The sequence below is a fragment of the Deltaproteobacteria bacterium genome (genome assembly GCA_009692615.1).
Lineage (GTDB): Bacteria > Desulfobacterota > Binatia > UBA9968 > UBA9968 > DP-20.
On sequence record SHYW01000110.1, the window covers coordinates 1 to 17,664 of the forward strand.

Genomic DNA, 17,664 nt, shown 5'->3' on the forward strand with positions numbered 1-17,664 from the left:
TTGGTCGTTTGCCCAGGCCTAACCCCAATCAGACAATCCGATCACATGATAAAACGCCCCGTCAAACTCGACTCTAAGTTTGCGCGCGATGGAGCGAATCTAGCAAGAGGGATCACATTAAGTCAATACTCAGGCCTGACCCCAATCACAGTGCTTCCGGCTGTCTTCGTGCTTCTATTTCCCAGCGGATCGAAGCTGTAGCTGGCGCGCCGCGCGATTCCAGATTCCGGATTCCAGATTCCAAATTCTCGGAGACAATTATGGAGCGAATAATTTGCCATCTGAAATTTGTGATTTGAAATTCTGAGCGAAGCGAAGACGGAGTAGTCGCGGCTGTCGGTGACGCTGGTCACCCGGTGGGCGTTGTCGTAATTGTAACTGTAAGTGACGTTCTGGGTTTTTTCCTGGACTACCTGGGCGATGGGGTTACGGATATAGGCGACCAAGTTGTTGGTGCTGCTGTTGCCGCTCTGGAGATAGCCGAGAGTGGCCTGGAGTGTGTAGCCGTTGGGCGGCGTGGATGAAGTGCTAAGCAGATAATCGCCGCTGCCGGAGTTGTAGTGGCGATAGAGCGCGGTGAGTCCGGTGCCGGAGCTGGTGTCGAGATAGCCGATGGTGCCGTCGTCGCTGTAGCCCGAGGGCTGGTCGGTTGTCGTCGAGTAATAGTGGCGGCCGGTGGAGCTTCTGTAAAAACGCTTGAGCGCCACCGCGTCGCTGCCGGAGTCCTGGCGCAGAAAGCCGATGGTGTCCTGGGGCGCGTAGCCCGCCGGCATGGCGATGTCGTTGCTATAGTAGTGGTCGGTTTGGGGAATGATTCCTTTGACTGGCACCGCTTTGTCTTATACACCGGTTAAATCCCCTTTGCCAAATTTTTCATGAACTCCGAACTCGTCGCCCTTTGCGCCTCCATCGCCTTTGCTTTGTTTGCCGTTTACGGCTGGCTCGGTTTGCGCGTGTCGACGCCGTTGACGGCGACGTTGGTGTCGTTGGCGGCGCGGACGTTGACGCTTGGCGTGGCGCTGGTTTTCGCTGGTGGGATTCCTGCGTTCGCCGCGCGCGCGCTTTGGATTTTTATTTTGCTTGGCGTCATGCAGACGGTCATCAGTCTGCTGACTTTCATCGGACTGCAAAAGATCGGCACGTCGCGCAGCCAGCCGCTGCGCAACAGTTATCCGCTGTGGAGCGCGATGATCGCCATCGCGCTGATGGGCGAGCGTGCCGGGTTGGCTATTCTGTTTGGAACTTTTCTGGTGGTGGTCGGCGTCGTCATGATCTCCTGGAAACCCGAAACGGCGGCGCCGAGTTATCGCTGGTGGCATGTGCTGTTTTCCACTCTTGCCGGCTTGCTTGCCGGCATCGCCTTTCCGCTGCGCCGCTACGGCCTGACGATCACCAATGCGCCGGTGTTTTTTAGCTTCGTCGTGGCGATTGTCTCGTTGCTCGGCACCTTGCCTTACACGCTTTGGACTCGCGGTGATCGTAATTTGAAGTGGCACGCCAAGGGCGTGTGGTATTTTTTTCTGTCGGGATTTTTCGAGGCGTTGGGCGCGTTGCTGACGTTAGTGGCTTTGACTACGGGCCGGGTGGTGATCGTCTCGCCGATCGTTGCGACCACGCCATTGTTTAGTTTGATCATCTCGCTGATTTTCTTGCGCGGTAAGGAAAAAATCACGATGATCACGATCCTCGGCACGGTTGCAGTGGTCGCGGGGACGATCGCCATCGCGCTGGGGCGCTAGACTTGTCAGCCTGCACTTCGTCGCAGCTTTGCGACTTCGTAAGTTATATTCAAGTCGAGATCCCTCGCTTCGCTCGGGATGACACTCGTGGAAGGATTCGCTTTTGACACAAGCGGGCTTTAATCACACTGCCCATGAAATGGCGTCGTAATAACTTGACAGCCCGACGCATCGAGCATATCGATTATCGAAAAGGGGAGACCAGCATGTGGTATATAGTTTTACGCCAGGCGGCCAAGCCGCGCGAGCAATGGACGGTGACGCTGGATCAGCATTTGGCCTGGATGAAGAAGCAGCATGACGCTGGCACGATTTTATTTTCGGGGCCGACGACGGATCGTAAGTACGGTGTCTACGTGATTCGCGCGGCTTCGAAAGAAGCGGCGGCGCAAATCGCCGTCGGCGACCCGTACACGGCTGCGGGCTTTTGTTCCTTCGAGCTGCTCGAATGGGAAGTGCATCAGGTCATGGGCGCGGGACCGTTTTCGGCGGCGGAGATGCGGTCACATAAGTAGAAGCAGGCAATAGGGGGAAAGGCATGAGGCTTGTGGCGCGAGGCTTGAGTAAATTTGCTGTGCTGGCTGTGTTGACGTTGCTCGTACTTCCGCGGGCTGCGTCAGCCCAATCCGATTGGAAGAAAGCGTGGGAACAGACTGTCGAGGCGGGCAAGAAAGAGGGCGAGGTGGCGATTTATGGGCCGCATAATCCGGCCTATCAAAATGTCTGGGCGCTGTTTCAAAAAAATTTTCCGGAAATAAAATTCAACTTCGTGCCGGGCAAAGGTTCGGAACATGCTCAGCGCATCGTCGCCGAGCGGCGCGCCGGAAAATATCTCGCCGATCTTTTGATGGGTGGTTCGTCGACCTACGCGTCCTTCGCACCGGGGACTTTGGCGCCGTTGAAACCGTTGCTGATTATGCCGGAGGTTCTTGATTTGGCGAACTGGTTCGACGGCAAACTCTATTTCGCCGATCCGCAGAATAACGCCGCGCTGATTATCTCGGGCGAGATCGGCACCCGGCGCGGCTCGTACAATACCAAGCTCCTCGATCCCAAGGAGATTCAGTCCTGGTGGGATCTGCTCCAGCCCAAGTGGAAAGGCAAGCTGGTGACCTTCGATCCGCGCGTGGCCGGCGGCGGTGGCGAGACGTTTTTATTTTTTTATTACACGCCGGCATTGGGCGAGAAATTTATCACGCGGATTCTCAGCGAGACCGACATTCTCATCACCCGCGACTTGCAGCAGGGCACCGACTGGTTGGCTCAGGGCAAAGTTGCGTTTCAGATCGGCAGCGGCCAGCCGGTGATGAAAGCCAAGAGGCAAGGATTGCCGGTGGACCTGATGCCCAATCCGATGAAAGAGGGCGACATCATGGGCGGCGGTAGCTGCTGCATGTCGGTGATCGGCAAAGGACCGCACCCGAACGCGACCAAATTATTCGTCAATTGGATCCTGTCCAAGGAAGGGCAGAGCGCGTGGCAGAAATACACCGAGGTCAATTCCTTGCGCGTCGATATTTCCAAGAACGATCTCGATGCCGACGACGTGCCGCGCAAGGGCGTCAACTATTTCATGCTCAACTCGTCCAAGTATAACGGCATGGAAGGACGCAAGGGGCTGCACAAAATCGTCGACGCGGCGTTCAAGAAGGCAGGTAAGGACTAAAATGGCAGCGACAGTCGGTCTAATCGGCCTCGGCAACGCCGGTCGGCCCATGGCGCAGCGCATTCTCGGCGCCGGTTTTGAATTGACCGTGTTCGATATCGACAATGCCGCGGTGGACGAGGCCGAAAAGCAGGGTGCGCGGCGGGCGAGCACGGCGGCGGCGGCGGTGCGCGATTTCACGATTACTTTGCTGCCGTCGTCGGTGGAAGTGAAACAAGCGGTGCTCGGCGACAACGGCGCGCTGAGCGCGCTTACCAGCGGCCAGACGCTGATCGATTTGAGCGGCACCGATCCCGACTGCGCCCGCGAGTTGGAGGAGCGGCTGAGCGAAAAGCAGGCGATCTTTGTCGGCGGCACGATTCACGCCAGCGGCGCGCCGGCGATCGTTATTCCCAAAGGTTTGTTTTCCATCGTCATCGGCGGGGCCAAGGCGAAGATCGAGCCGGCGGCGAAAGTTTTGAACGCCATCGCCCAGACGATCATCTGTCTGCCCGAGCCGTGGATGCCCAAGGCGTTTAAGATCGCGATCATCTTATACGCCACCACCAACAACATCATTAGCGCCGAGATCTGTTCGTGGCTGATCGCCCAGGGCGCCGATCCGAAACTTTTTCTTAAGTTATTGCAAACCACCGGCTCGCAACCGTCGGCGGGTCGCATGGAAGAGTTCATGAAGCGCGACAACAACGACGGCGGCGCGCTCAGCAACAGCTACAAAGATTTTCGCCAAGCCTTGAACAGCGCCGCCAAGTTGGAAATCCCCATGCCGCTGGCGTCGATGGCGAACCAGATCCAAGAGATGGGGCGCGCGGCGGGCTTCAAGCGTTTCAATAGCCCGGCGGCGATGGGTAAGCTGTATGAGCTGCTAACCCACGTCGATCTGAGCGGCGCGATTACGGATGGTAAAAAGAAAGCTCCGTCGGAGCGTAAACCGAGCGTGGTTTGGTTGGAAGACTGAACAATCCTCGGCTTTAAGCCGAGGGGATCTGAATTCTTCGACTGGAAGTCGACTCTTCGTTCCGTCATGCCGGCGAAGGCCGCAATCCAGGATTGTTTTGGCACTGCGGCAAAAGTGGAGATGAATGCCGGCCTTCGCCGGCATGACAAAACCTTTCTTCGCTTCTAAGGTGAGGGATTTCAGCCATCCCCGAAAGAAACATTAAATTCCGCCGTCGCGGGAATGACGGAACCGGAATTCTGCTCTGAGCGCTAGATATTTCTCCCGACCCGTGCGAGTTTCAAAGTCATCTCTCAGCAAATTTTAACCAACGGAGAATCTCATGAAACCAAAATGTATTTTTCTTTCGCGAATATTGTTGGCATCTTTGTTTGCCGCAGCACAGGCGGCCTCAGCACAAGACTTCCAACCGCAGGTCGGCCAGGAAGGCAAAGATGTGATTTGGGTGCCGACGCCGCAGACGTTGGTCGACCGCATGCTCGACATGGGCAAAGTGACGGCCAACGATTACGTCATCGACTTGGGTTCGGGTGACGGCCGGACCGTCATCACCGCGGCCAAGCGCGGCGCTAAGGCACTCGGTATCGAATACAATCCAGACATGGTCGAGCTCTCCAAACGCAACGCGGACAAGGAAGGCGTCAGCGCCAAGGCTAATTTCGCCAAGGCGGATTTGTTCGAGAGCGATTTTTCCCAGGCGACGGTGATCACCATGTTTCTCTTGCCGGACATCAACATCAAACTGCGGCCGAAGATTTTAAATCTCAAAGCGGGCACCCGGATCGTTTCCAACTCGTTCACCATGGGCGATTGGACGGCGGATGAAACCGTCAGCGCCAAGGATGGCTGCGTTTCATATTGCACGGCTTATCTGTGGATCGTGCCGGCGAAGGTCGAAGGCAGCTGGCAGTTGGGCGACGGTGAACTGGCGTTGAAGCAGACTTATCAAATGATCACCGGCTCGCTCAAACGCGGCACTAACACGACGCAGATCGCCAACGGCAAACTCAACGGCGATCAGATCACGTTCAGCGCCGGCGGCGCGCAGTATTCCGCCAAAGTGAGCGGCGGCGCCATGGAAGGGACGGTTAGCAGCGGCGGGGGTTGGAAAGCGACTCGGGCGAGCAAGTAGATAACGTGGGTTCTTTAAGCTTCCCTGTGATTCACCGCAGAGGCGCAGAGCACGCGGAGTAAAGAGAGTTTGATTAGCAATGGGTCCGGACTCTGCGAACTCTGTGCCTCCGCGGTGAATAGGACTTCAACCGCAATCAGAACGGCCGCAATGTTGGTTTCGACACGGAACAAAAAATGAAAGTACTACGAAAATCATCTCGATATATTTTGCTCGCTCTGCTCGCGTTGCTTGCGATGGGCGCGCCGGCGCTGGCGCAACCGGCGAAGCAGGAATTTCAACCGCGGGTCGGCCAGGCGGGGAAAGATGTCGTTTGGGTGCCGACGCCGCAGGCGCTGGTCGACATGATGCTCGACATGGCCAAGGCGACGCCGAGCGACTACGTCATGGATCTCGGTTCTGGCGACGGCCGCACGGTCATCACCGCGGCCAAGCGCGGCATGCGCGCCCACGGCATCGAATACAATCCTGACATGGTGGAGTTGTCCAAACGCAATGCCGCCAGCGAAGGCGTGAGCGACAAAGCGACCTTCGCCAAAGCCGATTTGTACGAGAGCGATTTTTCTCAGGCGAGCGTGATCACCATGTTTCTCTTGCCGGAAATAAATTTAAAATTGCGGCCACGCTTGCTCGTGCTCAAACCGGGGACGCGCATCCTTTCGAATACTTTCACCATGGGTGAGTGGTCGCCGGATGAAACTAGCAGCGTCGACAAGGATTGTTTCAGTTGGTGCACCGCGCTGTTTTGGATCGTGCCGGCCAAGGTTGAAGGAACGTGGAAGTTAGCGGACGGCGAGCTGATCTTGAAGCAGTCCTATCAAATGCTCACTGGCACGCTGAAAACCGGTGCCGGCACGACGCCGATTACCGGCCGCATGCGCGGCGAGCAGATAACTTTCAGCGCCGGCGGCAAGGAATATGGCGGCAAGGTGAACGGCGATACCATGACCGGTTCGGTCCTCGGCTTTGGCAGTTGGCAAGAGCGGCGGGCGAGCAATTGAGCGTTGTGCAATTGCCTATCGCGTCATTGAAGTCTTCATTAACAATTCTGTCATTGCTGACAAGCCTCGCGCTCTTTGCTGGTTCCTCCCACGCGGCCCAGTCGGACTACGTACCCAAGTCGGGGCAGCTCGGCAAGGATGTCGTCTGGGTAGGCAACCCGGACGCGATGGTGCAAAAGATGCTCGACATGGCGGGCGTGATGCCGAGCGATTACGTCGTCGATCTCGGCTCGGGCGACGGCCGCAACGTCATCGCCGCCGCCAAACGGGGCGCCCATGGCCATGGCATCGAATACGATCCTGATTTAGTCGATTACTCCAAACAGCAAGCGCGCAAAGCCGGGGTCAGCGATAAGACCAGCTTCGAACGCGGCGACGTGTTTGTCGCCGACTTTTCCAAAGCCACGGTGGTGGTTTTGTTTCTCTTGCCGGAAATGAACCGCCGGCTCCGGCCGAGACTGTTGGATCTCAAACCCGGCACGCGAGTCGTCGCCAATACGTTTGCCATCGGCGATTGGAATCCCGACGAGATCGCCACCGATGTCAGCGGCTGCGAAAAGTTTTGCACGGCGCGCCTGTGGTACGTACCGGCCAAGGTGAATGGCGTGTGGAAACTGGCGCAGGGCGAACTGACGCTCAAACAAGTTTACCAAACTTTCAGCGGCAGCTTGAAAAATAGCGACGGCACATTTCCCATCGCCGGGCGCTTGCGCGGCGATCAGATCAACTTCCGCGCCGGTAAAATTCAATTCACCGGCCGGGTCGAGGGCGAGGTCATGGAAGGTTTCGCACGCACGGCTGGAGTAGACAGCAGGTTTCGCGCTAGCCGGCGCGAAAAGTAATCACTCAGTTGTTCAAATCATTGCTCTACCTATTACTGCTCGGCGGTGCCAGCATCTTCATGCTCTGGATCGCCATCGCGCGGCCAACGTTGAGCAAAACCGATGGGGCCAAACGTGCATTCGGCCCCAACCCGGCAACCCTGCGACGTCACGTCGAGACTCTTTCCCAAAGATTCGCGCCTCGGGATGTCGATCATCCGGAAAATTTGGCGAAGCTCGCGGACTACCTGGCCGGCGAATTTAAATCGTTCGGGGCGCGAGTCCGTTATCAAGAATTTACCGTCGACCATCTCACCTACAAAAACGTGTTGGCAGAATACGGCTCCGAAACCGGCGAGGTCGTGGTGATCGGTGCCCACTATGACACCGCGGGAGATCAACCGGGTGCCGACGATAACGCCAGCGGCGTGGCGGGACTGTTGGAGCTTGGACGGTTGCTCGGTCAGACGAAACTTACCACCAATGTGGTGTTGGCCGCGTATACGCTGGAAGAGCCGCCGCTGTTCGGCAGCGAAAGCATGGGCAGCGCCGTGCACGCCCACTCGCTTCGCAATGACGGCGCTTCGGTCAAACTGATGATCTCACTGGAAATGATCGGTTACTTCACGGATCGGCCAGACAGCCAGGGTTTTCCATTTTCCTTGCTCAAACTTTTCTATCCGTCGACGGGAAACTTCATCATCGTCGTCGATCGAGTATTTTCAGATCAAGCACGTCGATTGAAGGCGCGGATGAACGGCGTAAGCGAGCTGCCGGTCTATTCGATCAATGCGCCGGCTTGGGTGCCCGGCGTCGATTTTTCCGACCATGTAAATTTCTGGAAGCTTGGATATCCGGCGGTGATGGTGACCGACAGCTCTTTTTACCGCAACGACGCTTATCACAGCCGCCGGGACACGGCGGAGCGCCTCGATTATTCAAAAATGGCCCAGGTGATCGACGGCGTGTTCGCTTATGTGGCGCGTTGAAAGGCAGGTTTTTGAACAGCTGCCGTGCAGGAACCTACGGCGGGTGTTAAATGAACTTGCCGGTTAATGTTTCAGAAACCCGTAGGGTGTGCTGAGTTCGCGAAGCCCATCGCAATGTGAGATTTGCCGACGATGCGGTTCCCGTTGGTCACCGCATCCGACAATCATGAGCGGGTTATTTTCGAATGAGAGTGGACCGGGTTATTGTAAGGGCGAAAAATTTTTCGCCCTTACCTCGGTCTCGGAATAATGGCCACGTTTGTGATGTCGTGAATCGATTCCGATAGATCGCTTACAGTTTTAGTAGCCGCTTGGCGTTGCCTTCCAACATCAGCATCTTGTCGGCTTCGGGAATATCGAGCTGTTCGACTTTCTTCGCCGCGTCCCAATCGCCGAGATCGTACGGATAATCCGTTCCCACCATGATGTGGTCGATGCCGCCCAGGCCGATCAAGTATTTGATCGTGTCGAGGCGGTAGATCATGTTGTCGTAATAAATATTTTTCAAATAGGAGCTCGGCGCCATTTGCGCCTTGGCGGCGCGCGGTCCGGCGCGCACTGCCCAGCCTTGGTCGAAGCGGCCGAGATGGTAGGGAAAGAAGCCGCCGCCGTGCAGGATGCACAGTTTCAAATTCGGAAAACGATCGAACACGCCGCTGTAAGTCATGAAGCCGAAGCACAGCGCGCTGTCGGCGGGATTGCCGCAGATCAACTTCAGTCCGAAGGGATTCATCTTATCGGCGCCGGCGACATCTTCGGGATGCATGACCACGAGCACGTCGAGTTCCTCGGCCTTGGCCCAGAACGGGTCGTATTCCTGGGTGCCGTAATAATTGCCGTTGACGTTGGTGCCGATGTAGCCGCCGCGAAAATACAAATCGCGCACGGCGTGCTCCAACACTTTCGCCGCCCGCGCCGGATCTTGCAGCGGCACAGAGGCCATGCCGACGAAACGGTTGGGATATTTTTTGATCAGCTCATGGATGCCGTCGTTGTAAACGTTGGACCAGTTTTCACCTTGTTCGCCGCTGAGGCGGTAGCCGAGCGTCGCGGTGTGGGCTTCCAGCGCAGCCATGGCGAGTTTGGATTCATCCATCATTTTCAAGCGCTCGGCGATCGCCGGCAATTCGGGATGGAGTTGAAACGGTGGGCCGCCAGCGAATGACAGCGAGCGGTTGCCGTCTTTCTCGATCAGTTCGACGCCGAGATGCTTGCCGCGTTTCTTGGCTTCTTCGAGGAGCATTTCCGGCACGTAGTGATGATGGATGTCGATGGCGCAGGATTTAAGGGTGGTCATAGGAATTCCGTCCGTAAAAAATTCGCCCTCACCCCAGCCCTCTCCCAGAGGGAGAGGGTGAGATGAGAGCGAGAGATTAGCAGTGAAGCGCGGACTTCGCTACGTTAGTTGATGCAGAGTTGCTGGCGGCGCACTTTGCCGGGGCGGGCTTCCAAGCACTGGCCGTCTTCCACCACCGTCGTGCCATTGACCAGCACCGCTTTCATTCCGGGTGGATGGCGTTTCACTTCGGCGGCGTCGACCATGTCCGGCAGCTTAGCGCTGACCAGATCGTCGATCTTGTCGGCGTCGAAAATCGTCACGTCGGCGGGCATGCCTTCTTTGAGCAAGCCGCGGTTGAGTCGCAGTTTCTTCGCCGGGAAGCCGGTGATCTTATGCACGGCGGCTTCGAGGCTCATGAGATGCTTCTCGCGGCGCCAGTAGCCGAGGATTTTCGTCGGCGCGCCGTGCCAGAAGAAACGGTCCAAGTGGGCGCCGACATCGGTGCCGATCAAGCTGGTGTCGGATTTGATCATTTCCGCCAGCAGCTCGGGATGGGCGTTGGCTAATCCATGATAGAGAATCTGCGAGTTGAAGTTGTCTTCGATCCAGATATCGAAGAACGCGTCCACCGGTTGTTTTTCGGTGAGACGGGCGACATCGGCCATGTTCTTTTGCTCGAGTTTCTTGAGCTCGGGTTTTTCCAGGTGCTCGAACACGACGCGGTCCCAACCATGCCATTCGGGGAATTCCAACTTGCCTTGGCAGGCGATGCGCTCTTGCTCGATCTTGCGGCGCGTCTCTTTGTCCTTGAGCTTAACTTTGAGATCGCTGGAATTCTTGATCGCTTCCCAAGTCGGCAGGCCGTTGAACAGGAAGCAGTCGTCCAAGTTGAAGCGGCGAATATGCTGGTAGGGAATCACCACGCCGTAAATATCCTGGCCGCGCTTCTGCGCCTCTTCCATATACTTGATCGATTCCATGCCCGCGGCTTTCGCGCCCGGACGGACGCGGAACTCGTTGCCGATTTGCAGCGTTTTGATCTTGGTCAGCATTTCCGGCACGCCGGATTCCGGCTGGAGCACCATTTGAAAGCCGTTGAACTGAAAGCATCCTTTGTACTCCGCCGCGACGTTGGCGAGTTCGATGATCTCGCTATGTTCGGCGAAGGTGCTTGGGGTGCCGGCGTGAATCGCCGGGCCGCCGCGCGGGCTGGTGGAGAAGCCGATGGCGCCGAGCTCCATGCCTTCGCGCACCATCGCTTTCATCGCGTGCAGCTCTTCGGGATTCGCAGCTCTCTGATAAGCCGCTTCGCCCATGACCGTCAAACGCACCGGCGAGTGGGGCATGAGCGGCAGACAGTTGATAGCGATCTTGCCTTCGAGATAATTCAAATATTCACCGAAGGTGTTCCAGTGCCAGTCCTTGTCGTCGACGTACTTGTCGAGCACCCGGCGCAAATAGGCGACCAAAACTTTGCGCGGCTCGGGTAGAGGCGGCACCGGGGCGCACGACGCGCCGCAATCGCCGATGACGATGCTGGTGACGCCGTAGTTGACCACCGGATTGCCGTTGGGATACTGGACGACGAAGGCATCCATGTGGGTATGCGAGTCGATGAAACCAGGCGCCACGACATGGCCCTTGGCGTCGATTTCTTTTTTGCCGGCGCCGACATTTTTGCCGATGGCGCTGATGTTTTCGCCGTCGATGGCGACATCGGCTTCAAACGCCGGGCTGCCGGTGCCGTCGATCACTGTGCCGTTCTTGATGACTACGTCATGAGTCATAATTGGAATTCCTCCATTCGGTCGTTAAGAATAATTTCTTATCCCACTGAATTTAGCCTTCTGTCAACTGCTTAGAAGCCGTTTCGAGTTTCGGGTTGCGAGTTTCGAGTTTCGGGTTAATCGGAAATGATAGATCTCCCGGTGATTGTAAGCCGCGCTCGTGTGCTTCGAACGATAAACCAGATCTGGAATTGCGGACGGCAATTAACTTGCCGAATCATCGCTAGACGTTGAATCTCGCTAAGCCGGTAGGGTGATTCCGAGTTCCGGGGATTGTCTTAACCGGGAACTCGGAACTCTAAACTCGAAACTTTTAGACCGCGTCATCGGGCCGCTCGTATTTCGCTTTGCCCATGCGCTCTTTGATCGTCGGGTAGGCGATTGTGAAGATGGTCACCGCGATGAGGCCAAGAACCGTCGGGAAGAGCAGCCATTTGGTGCCGTAGGCGGCGGTGGAAATCCACAGATAATTCTCGGCGATCTTGCCGAGCGTGAGGCCGAGAACCAGGGGCGGCCGTGGCCAACCGAATCTGATCATGAAGAAGCCTATGAAGCCGAAGATCAGAGTGACCACGATGTCGGCGAGATCGTTGTTCGCGGTAAACGACCCGATGAAGACAAGTATCATGAGAAAAGGAATCAACAGCGTGCCGCGGACGAAGGTCAACTTCGCGAGATGATTCAAGACGCAGAAACAAAGTCCGGCAACGATGATGTTGGAAATGATCAGCACCCAGACCATTGAATAGGTGACATCGAGGCGTGACTTGAGCATTTCCGGCCCAGGGTTCAGTCCGACGATCAACATCGCTCCCAGTAACAACGCCATGCTGCCGCTGCCGGGGATACCGAACGCCAGGGTGGGAACGAGGTCTCCTCCGCGCGTCGAGTTATTCGCCGCGCCGGGGCCCAGGACGCCTTCGACCGCGCCCTTTCCAGCGCGCGACTTATCCTTCAAGCCTTGCACCGCATGAGCGTAGGATATCCATTGGGCGATATTGGCGCCGAGCACCGGGAGAACGCCGAAGTAGACGCCGATCAAGCTGCAACGCACCACTAACGCCCAATGACGGAAGGTGTCTTTGACGCCTTCCATGACACCGCTGAGTTTTTCCGCCTTGCCGCTGGCGATACTGGTGCCGCGAACCGCCAGATCGACGATCTCGGGAATCGCAAACATGCCCACGACCACCGGGATGAGATCGAGGCGGTCCCACAGGTAAAGAGTTCCGAAAGTGTAGCGCAACGATCCCGTTTGAGGGTCGACGCCGATGGCAGCCAACATCAGGCCCATGCCGCCAGCGAGAAGGCCTTTAATTAACGACGGACCGGCGAGTGTGCCGATGAAGGTAATGCCCATGATCGCGATAACGAACAGCTCAGGCGAGCCGAACAGCAACACCAGCGGCCGCATGATAGGAATCGATAGGGCCAAAGACAGGCCGCCGATTACCCCGCCCAGTAGAGAGCTCATGATCGCCGCTCCCAAGGCTCTGCCGGCTTCGCCTTTTTTTGACATCGGATAGCCGTCGAGTATCAAGGCGGCCGAGGATCCCTCCCCGGGAATCCCAAACAAGATTGAAGTGAGGTCGCCGGTAGTTCCGGTGACTGCAAGCATGCCGAGCAAGAACGCAAAGGCCGCGATCGGCTCTTTGATCGAGTAAGAAAACGGCAGCATCAACGCCAAAGTCGACAAGCCACCGATGCCAGGCAGTAGGCCGACGAAGAAGCCGATCATAATGCCCAACAACATGTAGCCGAACGCGGGCCAAGCAACGGTTTGCCAAAAGCCGGATATTGCCGCCTCAAGCATTTTTTTCTCCTGTAGTTATCTTAACATGTGGAGCTTGCTAATTATCGCATCTTGAAATGTGGGTCAACTGAATTTACCGCAAATGTTTAAGGACGGAGAAGAATTCCGACAACCTTAGAACGCTTGAACTTTTGCCTTCGATAAACTCAGGCCCTGAGCCCGCCGAAGGGAACTCTTGAACGAGCGTCTATCCATGAACAGCTTTTTTGCAGCGCATCTATTTCGTCAATAGCTTTTTCAGCCAGGCGACGACTTCCGGCGGCTGGCTGGTTACTTCTTTGGCGAGGGCTTGTAATTCCTCGCCGCTCACTGCGTCGGTGCTCCAGCCACGCTTGGTGATCTCGTCCAAGAACTCGGGATCTTTGAGCGTCCTAATATAAGCGTCGCGGAGAATTTTCGTTTGCTGCGCCGATAGGCCCGGCGTCGAGACGATCGGCCGCGAGCCGAATAGGCCGCTGTTGAGATAGACCGTGGCCAGCCGCCGTTTCGCTTCCGGCACTTTGTATTGATCCATCAATTCCCAAATCGTCGGCACGTCCAATAGTTTAGGATGGCGCTTGCGCTCCATCTGCATGACGACGCGGACAAAACCTTTTTTCACCCAGGTGGGAAACGGTTCGCGGCCGAAGAACGCGTCGATGGTAAAGGCGCGGCATTGGACTTCACCGCGTTCCATCGCCAGATCTTGATCGGCGCCGCCGGGATAGCCGCTGATGACTTTGAACTTCATGCCCAGCGTATCTTCCAAAACCCGCGGCAGGTCGTAGCCGCTGCTGCCGACGCCGGTGGCGGAGCAGCGCGGTGGATCGTTGGTGGCGCGCAGATCGTCGATGGTTTTGAACGGCGCGTCGGTGCGCATGAAGAGCAGAAAGCCGCTCCGCTCAGGTGTGCCGATCCAGGTGAATTTGTTCCAATCGTATTGCACTTCGTTGCGGCCGATCAGCTGGGCGAAATAAAGCGCGCCGCCGATGGTGCCCATGGTCAGTCCGTCTTGCTTGGCGATGTTGTAGATGTAGTTGGCGGCGATCATGCCGCCGGCGCCGGGCATGTTCTGCACCACAAAGTTGGGATTGCCTGGCATGTACTTGCCCAAGTAACGCGTGTAAGTGCGCGCCCACTGGTCGTGGGAGTCGCCGGCTTGATAGCCGACGATGACGCGGATGGTTTTTCCTTGGTAGAAAGGCGTCTGGGCGAAGAGGTCGGCGCTGAAAGCGCTGAGAAGCAATACGACTGCGAAGGTGACGCGATTCATGATGTCCCTCAGATTGGTTGGAGTGTTGGAGTACTGGAGTGATGGAGTATTGGGTTCGGATTTTCCGGAGCATCACTCCAACACTCCATCACTCCATCACTCGAATTGTTCTCCGTTCTACTTCGCTAATAGTTTCTTCAGCCAGTCGATCACTTCCGGCGGCTGCTCGATGACTTCTTTCGCCAGCGCTTGCAAATCTTCGCCGCTGGTCGGGCGGATTTCCCAGCCGGCTTTTTTCGCTTCGCCGAGGAAGTCGGCGTCCTTCATGGTTTTGCTAAAGGCTTCGCGCAGTATTTTCACGCGCTCGACGGGGATTCCCGGCGTCGCCAGGATCGGCCAGGCGCCGAAGCCGCCGACGCCAAGATAAACGATGACCTGGCGCCGCTTGATCTCCGGCGTTTTATACTGCTCCATCAACTCGAACAGCGTCGGCACGTCGGCAATCTTGGGATTTCGCTGCCTGGATGTTTGCAACAGCACGCGCACGACGCCGCTCTTGTACCAGGTGATAAACGGTTCGCGGGCGAAAAACGCCGCCACGGTAATCGCGCGGCAGTGCGCTTCGCCGCGTTCGATCGCCAGGTCCATCTCCGCGCCGCCGGGATAACCGGTGATCAGGTTGAACTTCAAACCAACCATCTCCTCGAAAAGCTTCGGCACATCGTGGCCGCTGGTGCCGACGCCAGTGGCGGCGCAGCGCGGCGGTTCCTTGGCTTTGCGAATATCATCGAGCGTCTTGTACGGCGAATCGGCGCGCATAAATAACAGATGGCCGTTGCGCTCCGGCGCGCCGATAAAATTGAATTTCGGCCAATCGAACTTGGCTTCTTTGCTGCCGATGAGCTGCGCGTAATAAAGCGCCGGAGAAGGGGAGCCGAGGGTCAAGCCGTCGGGTTTGGCGATGTTGTAAACATGATTGGCCGCGATCATCCCGCCCGCGCCCGGCATGTTCTGCACGATGATCGCCGGATTGTTGGGAATATGTTTACCCATATGGCGCGAGTAAGCGCGCGCGAACAGATCGTGCGTGTCGCCGGGCAAGTTGCCGACGACGATGCGGATGGTCTTGCCTTGGTAGAAATTCGCTTGGGCGAATACTCGTTCAAGGTTCAAGGGGTTCAAGAGTTCAAGGACGAAAAAGATTGCGATGCCTATGCCCTTGAACGTTTGAACCTTTGCCTTCGTCCCTCGACAGGCTCGGGACGCGGAGAGCCTGCCGAACCGCGATAAACTCAGGCCCTGAGCCCGCCGACGGGAACTTTTGAACAGATATATTGTTCCATGCGTCATGAAGAATCTCCCTTTCTATGGCGATCACATGCCCAAGACTTTTTTCATTCGTTCGACGACTTCAGGCGGCGTCGCCATCGCTTCCTTGGCCAAGGGTTCAAGCTCATCCCAAGTCGATGGATCGATTTCGAGCTTGCGCCGTTCCGCCTCCGCTAAGAATGCCGGGTCGTTAACCGACTTGTTAAAAGCTTCGCGGATTATCTTCAAACGGTCGGGGGGAACCCCCGGCGGGGCAACGATGGGCCGCCCCAGATCGCTGGCGATCAATATCACCTTGGCGAGCTTGCGCACCGGTTCGCTGGTTTTGTAGCGATCCATCAGCTCGAACATTGTCGGCACGTCTTTCAAGCGCGCGTCGCGCTTGTTGCCGGTTTGATAGAGCACGCGCACGAAGTTTCGCTTGCGCCAACTGAAGTAGGGCTCGCGGGCGTGAAAGGCGGTGATGGTGAAAGAGCGGCAGACCACTTCGCCGCGCTCGACGGCGAGATCGACATCCTGACCGGCCTGGTAGCCGGTGACGATCTCGAATTTAGTGCCGATGGCTTCTTCGAGCAGCTTGGGAATGTAATAGCCGGTCGACGTGGTGCCCGAGGTGCCGCATTTGGGCGGCGTCGCGGCGCCGCGCACGTCCTCGATCGATTTGTACGGCGTGTCGGTGCGCATGTACATCATGTGGTTCGAACCGACCGGGCTGCCGATCCAAGCAAATGTATTCCAGTCGTATTTTACTTCCGGTCTTTTTACCAGTTGATCGAAATAGAGCGCAGGATAGATCGCGCCGAGGGTCAATCCGTCGGGCTTGGCGATGCTGTAAACTTGGTTCGCCGCGATCAGCGACGCCGCGCCGGCGACATTCTGAATAATGATATTGGGACTGCCCGCAATATACTTCGGCAAATACTCCGCCAGTAGCCGCGGGTACAGATCGTAAACATCGCCGGCCTTGGTGCCGACGATCATCGTGATGGTTTTGCCTTGGTAGAAATTCGCTTGGGCGAATGCTTGTTCAAGGTTCAAGGGCTTCAAGAGTTCAAGTGAGAGAATGAAGAATACCAACGAGAAACCGTTGAACGTTTGAACCTTTGGACCTTTGAACGAAAGTTGAAATCCTCGCGTCACGGATCACCTCATTCTTATCTAGCGTCGCTGGCGCGAGTAAGAAATATCGTGGAGTCGATTCTGAATGCAATCAAAAAATCTTACTACTGCCTATTGCCCACTGCCTATTGCCTACTTGTACACCTTCGTCACCCGCATGAGCACGATCGGTGGAATTGTCAACTTTAACGCGTCGGCGGTTTTGAGATTGAGATGCAATTCGAACCCCATCGGTCGCTCGACCGGCAGTTCGGCGGGCTTGGTTCCCTTCAGGACTCTGTCGATGAGATAAGCGACGCGCTTGTAGACTTCTGACTCGTCGGGTCCGTAATACATCAACCCGCCGCTGGCGACAAATTCTCCCCGAACGGATATCGTCGGCAGCCGATGTTTTAGCGCCAGATCCGCGATCCGTTTGTAGTTAGAAATGTTGACCGAGGCCCCCGTCACGGAGAGAGCGGCGCTACGCGCCTTGATGGCTTCTTTGAACGCGCTCTCCAATTGGTCGGCGCTGCTTACTTCCATGGAATGAAGTTGCAGACCCAGTGCCCGTGCCGGGTGAAGACTTTCTTTCCATTGGTCCGCAGAGCCTGCAGCCCGTGGATCCCACAGCACCGCGACGCGGGAGAGCTTGGGAACGGTGTCCTTGAGCAACTCCAGCCGCTTGCCGGCCAACTCCGAGGTCATTTGGCTGAACCCCGTGAGGTTCCCGCCCGGCCGCGCCAGGCTATCGATCAGCCCAATCACAACCGGATCACCCCCACTCGTAAAAACGATAGGAATCGTCTTGGTAGCGTTCTTGGCGGCCAGGGCAGCGGGCGCCCCTGTCGCGACTATGA

General features: G+C 56.8%; 16 protein-coding genes. 8 read left to right on the top strand and 8 right to left on the bottom strand.

The window, feature by feature from the left end; genetic code table 11:
- Positions 1-122 precede the first annotated feature (122 nt).
- Positions 123-830, bottom strand: coding sequence for a hypothetical protein (locus EXR70_20715; protein MSP40918.1), 708 nt, complete (start codon positions 828-830; stop codon positions 123-125).
- Positions 831-875: 45 nt separating this feature from the next.
- Between EXR70_20715 and EXR70_20720 the strand changes: the two genes are divergently transcribed.
- From EXR70_20720 to EXR70_20755, 8 genes are all read left to right on the top strand, one after another.
- Positions 876-1,739, top strand: coding sequence for a DMT family transporter (locus EXR70_20720; GenBank protein MSP40919.1), 864 nt, complete (start codon positions 876-878; stop codon positions 1,737-1,739).
- Between the two features lie 134 nt (positions 1,740-1,873).
- The gene (locus EXR70_20725; protein MSP40920.1) at positions 1,874-2,254 is read left to right on the top strand and encodes a hypothetical protein; all 381 of its coding nucleotides are present in this window, start codon (positions 1,874-1,876) and stop codon (positions 2,252-2,254) included.
- A 23-nt stretch (positions 2,255-2,277) separates the two neighbouring features.
- Positions 2,278-3,405, top strand: coding sequence for an extracellular solute-binding protein (locus EXR70_20730; protein MSP40921.1), 1,128 nt, complete (start codon positions 2,278-2,280; stop codon positions 3,403-3,405).
- Positions 3,275-4,363 (top strand): NAD(P)-dependent oxidoreductase, encoded by a 1,089-nt coding sequence (locus EXR70_20735; GenBank protein MSP40922.1) that lies wholly within the window; start codon positions 3,275-3,277, stop codon positions 4,361-4,363. The genes EXR70_20730 and EXR70_20735 overlap by 131 nt, the downstream gene beginning before the upstream one ends.
- A gap of 322 nt (positions 4,364-4,685) precedes the next feature.
- Positions 4,686-5,495 (top strand): class I SAM-dependent methyltransferase, encoded by an 810-nt coding sequence (locus EXR70_20740; protein ID MSP40923.1) that lies wholly within the window; start codon positions 4,686-4,688, stop codon positions 5,493-5,495.
- A gap of 176 nt (positions 5,496-5,671) precedes the next feature.
- Entirely contained in the window at positions 5,672-6,496 is an 825-nt protein-coding gene (locus EXR70_20745; protein ID MSP40924.1) for a class I SAM-dependent methyltransferase, read from the top strand.
- Positions 6,493-7,338 (top strand): methyltransferase domain-containing protein, encoded by an 846-nt coding sequence (locus tag EXR70_20750; GenBank protein ID MSP40925.1) that lies wholly within the window; start codon positions 6,493-6,495, stop codon positions 7,336-7,338. Before EXR70_20745 ends, EXR70_20750 begins: the two co-directional genes overlap by 4 nt.
- A gap of 59 nt (positions 7,339-7,397) precedes the next feature.
- Positions 7,398-8,306, top strand: coding sequence for a M28 family peptidase (locus EXR70_20755; protein ID MSP40926.1), 909 nt, complete (start codon positions 7,398-7,400; stop codon positions 8,304-8,306).
- 292 nt (positions 8,307-8,598) lie between these two features.
- Here the strand turns inward: EXR70_20755 and EXR70_20760 are convergent, their stop codons facing one another.
- From EXR70_20760 to EXR70_20790, 7 genes are all read right to left on the bottom strand, one after another.
- Complete coding sequence (locus tag EXR70_20760) at positions 8,599-9,603, bottom strand: amidohydrolase (protein MSP40927.1); 1,005 nt, start codon at positions 9,601-9,603, stop codon at positions 8,599-8,601.
- Positions 9,604-9,707: 104 nt separating this feature from the next.
- On the bottom strand, positions 9,708-11,372 hold the full coding sequence (locus EXR70_20765) for a hypothetical protein (protein MSP40928.1): 1,665 nt from the start codon (positions 11,370-11,372) through the stop codon (positions 9,708-9,710).
- 313 nt (positions 11,373-11,685) lie between these two features.
- The gene (locus tag EXR70_20770) at positions 11,686-13,185 is read right to left on the bottom strand and encodes a hypothetical protein (GenBank protein MSP40929.1); all 1,500 of its coding nucleotides are present in this window, start codon (positions 13,183-13,185) and stop codon (positions 11,686-11,688) included.
- A gap of 217 nt (positions 13,186-13,402) precedes the next feature.
- Positions 13,403-14,437, bottom strand: a complete 1,035-nt coding sequence (locus EXR70_20775; protein MSP40930.1) for a hypothetical protein — start codon at positions 14,435-14,437, stop codon at positions 13,403-13,405.
- 117 nt (positions 14,438-14,554) lie between these two features.
- Complete coding sequence (locus EXR70_20780; GenBank protein MSP40931.1) at positions 14,555-15,727, bottom strand: hypothetical protein; 1,173 nt, start codon at positions 15,725-15,727, stop codon at positions 14,555-14,557.
- 24 nt (positions 15,728-15,751) lie between these two features.
- Positions 15,752-16,846, bottom strand: coding sequence for a hypothetical protein (locus tag EXR70_20785; protein ID MSP40932.1), 1,095 nt, complete (start codon positions 16,844-16,846; stop codon positions 15,752-15,754).
- A 111-nt stretch (positions 16,847-16,957) separates the two neighbouring features.
- Positions 16,958-17,664, bottom strand: a 707-nt coding sequence (locus EXR70_20790) for an ABC transporter substrate-binding protein (GenBank protein MSP40933.1), incomplete at its 5' end; no start/stop codon positions are given.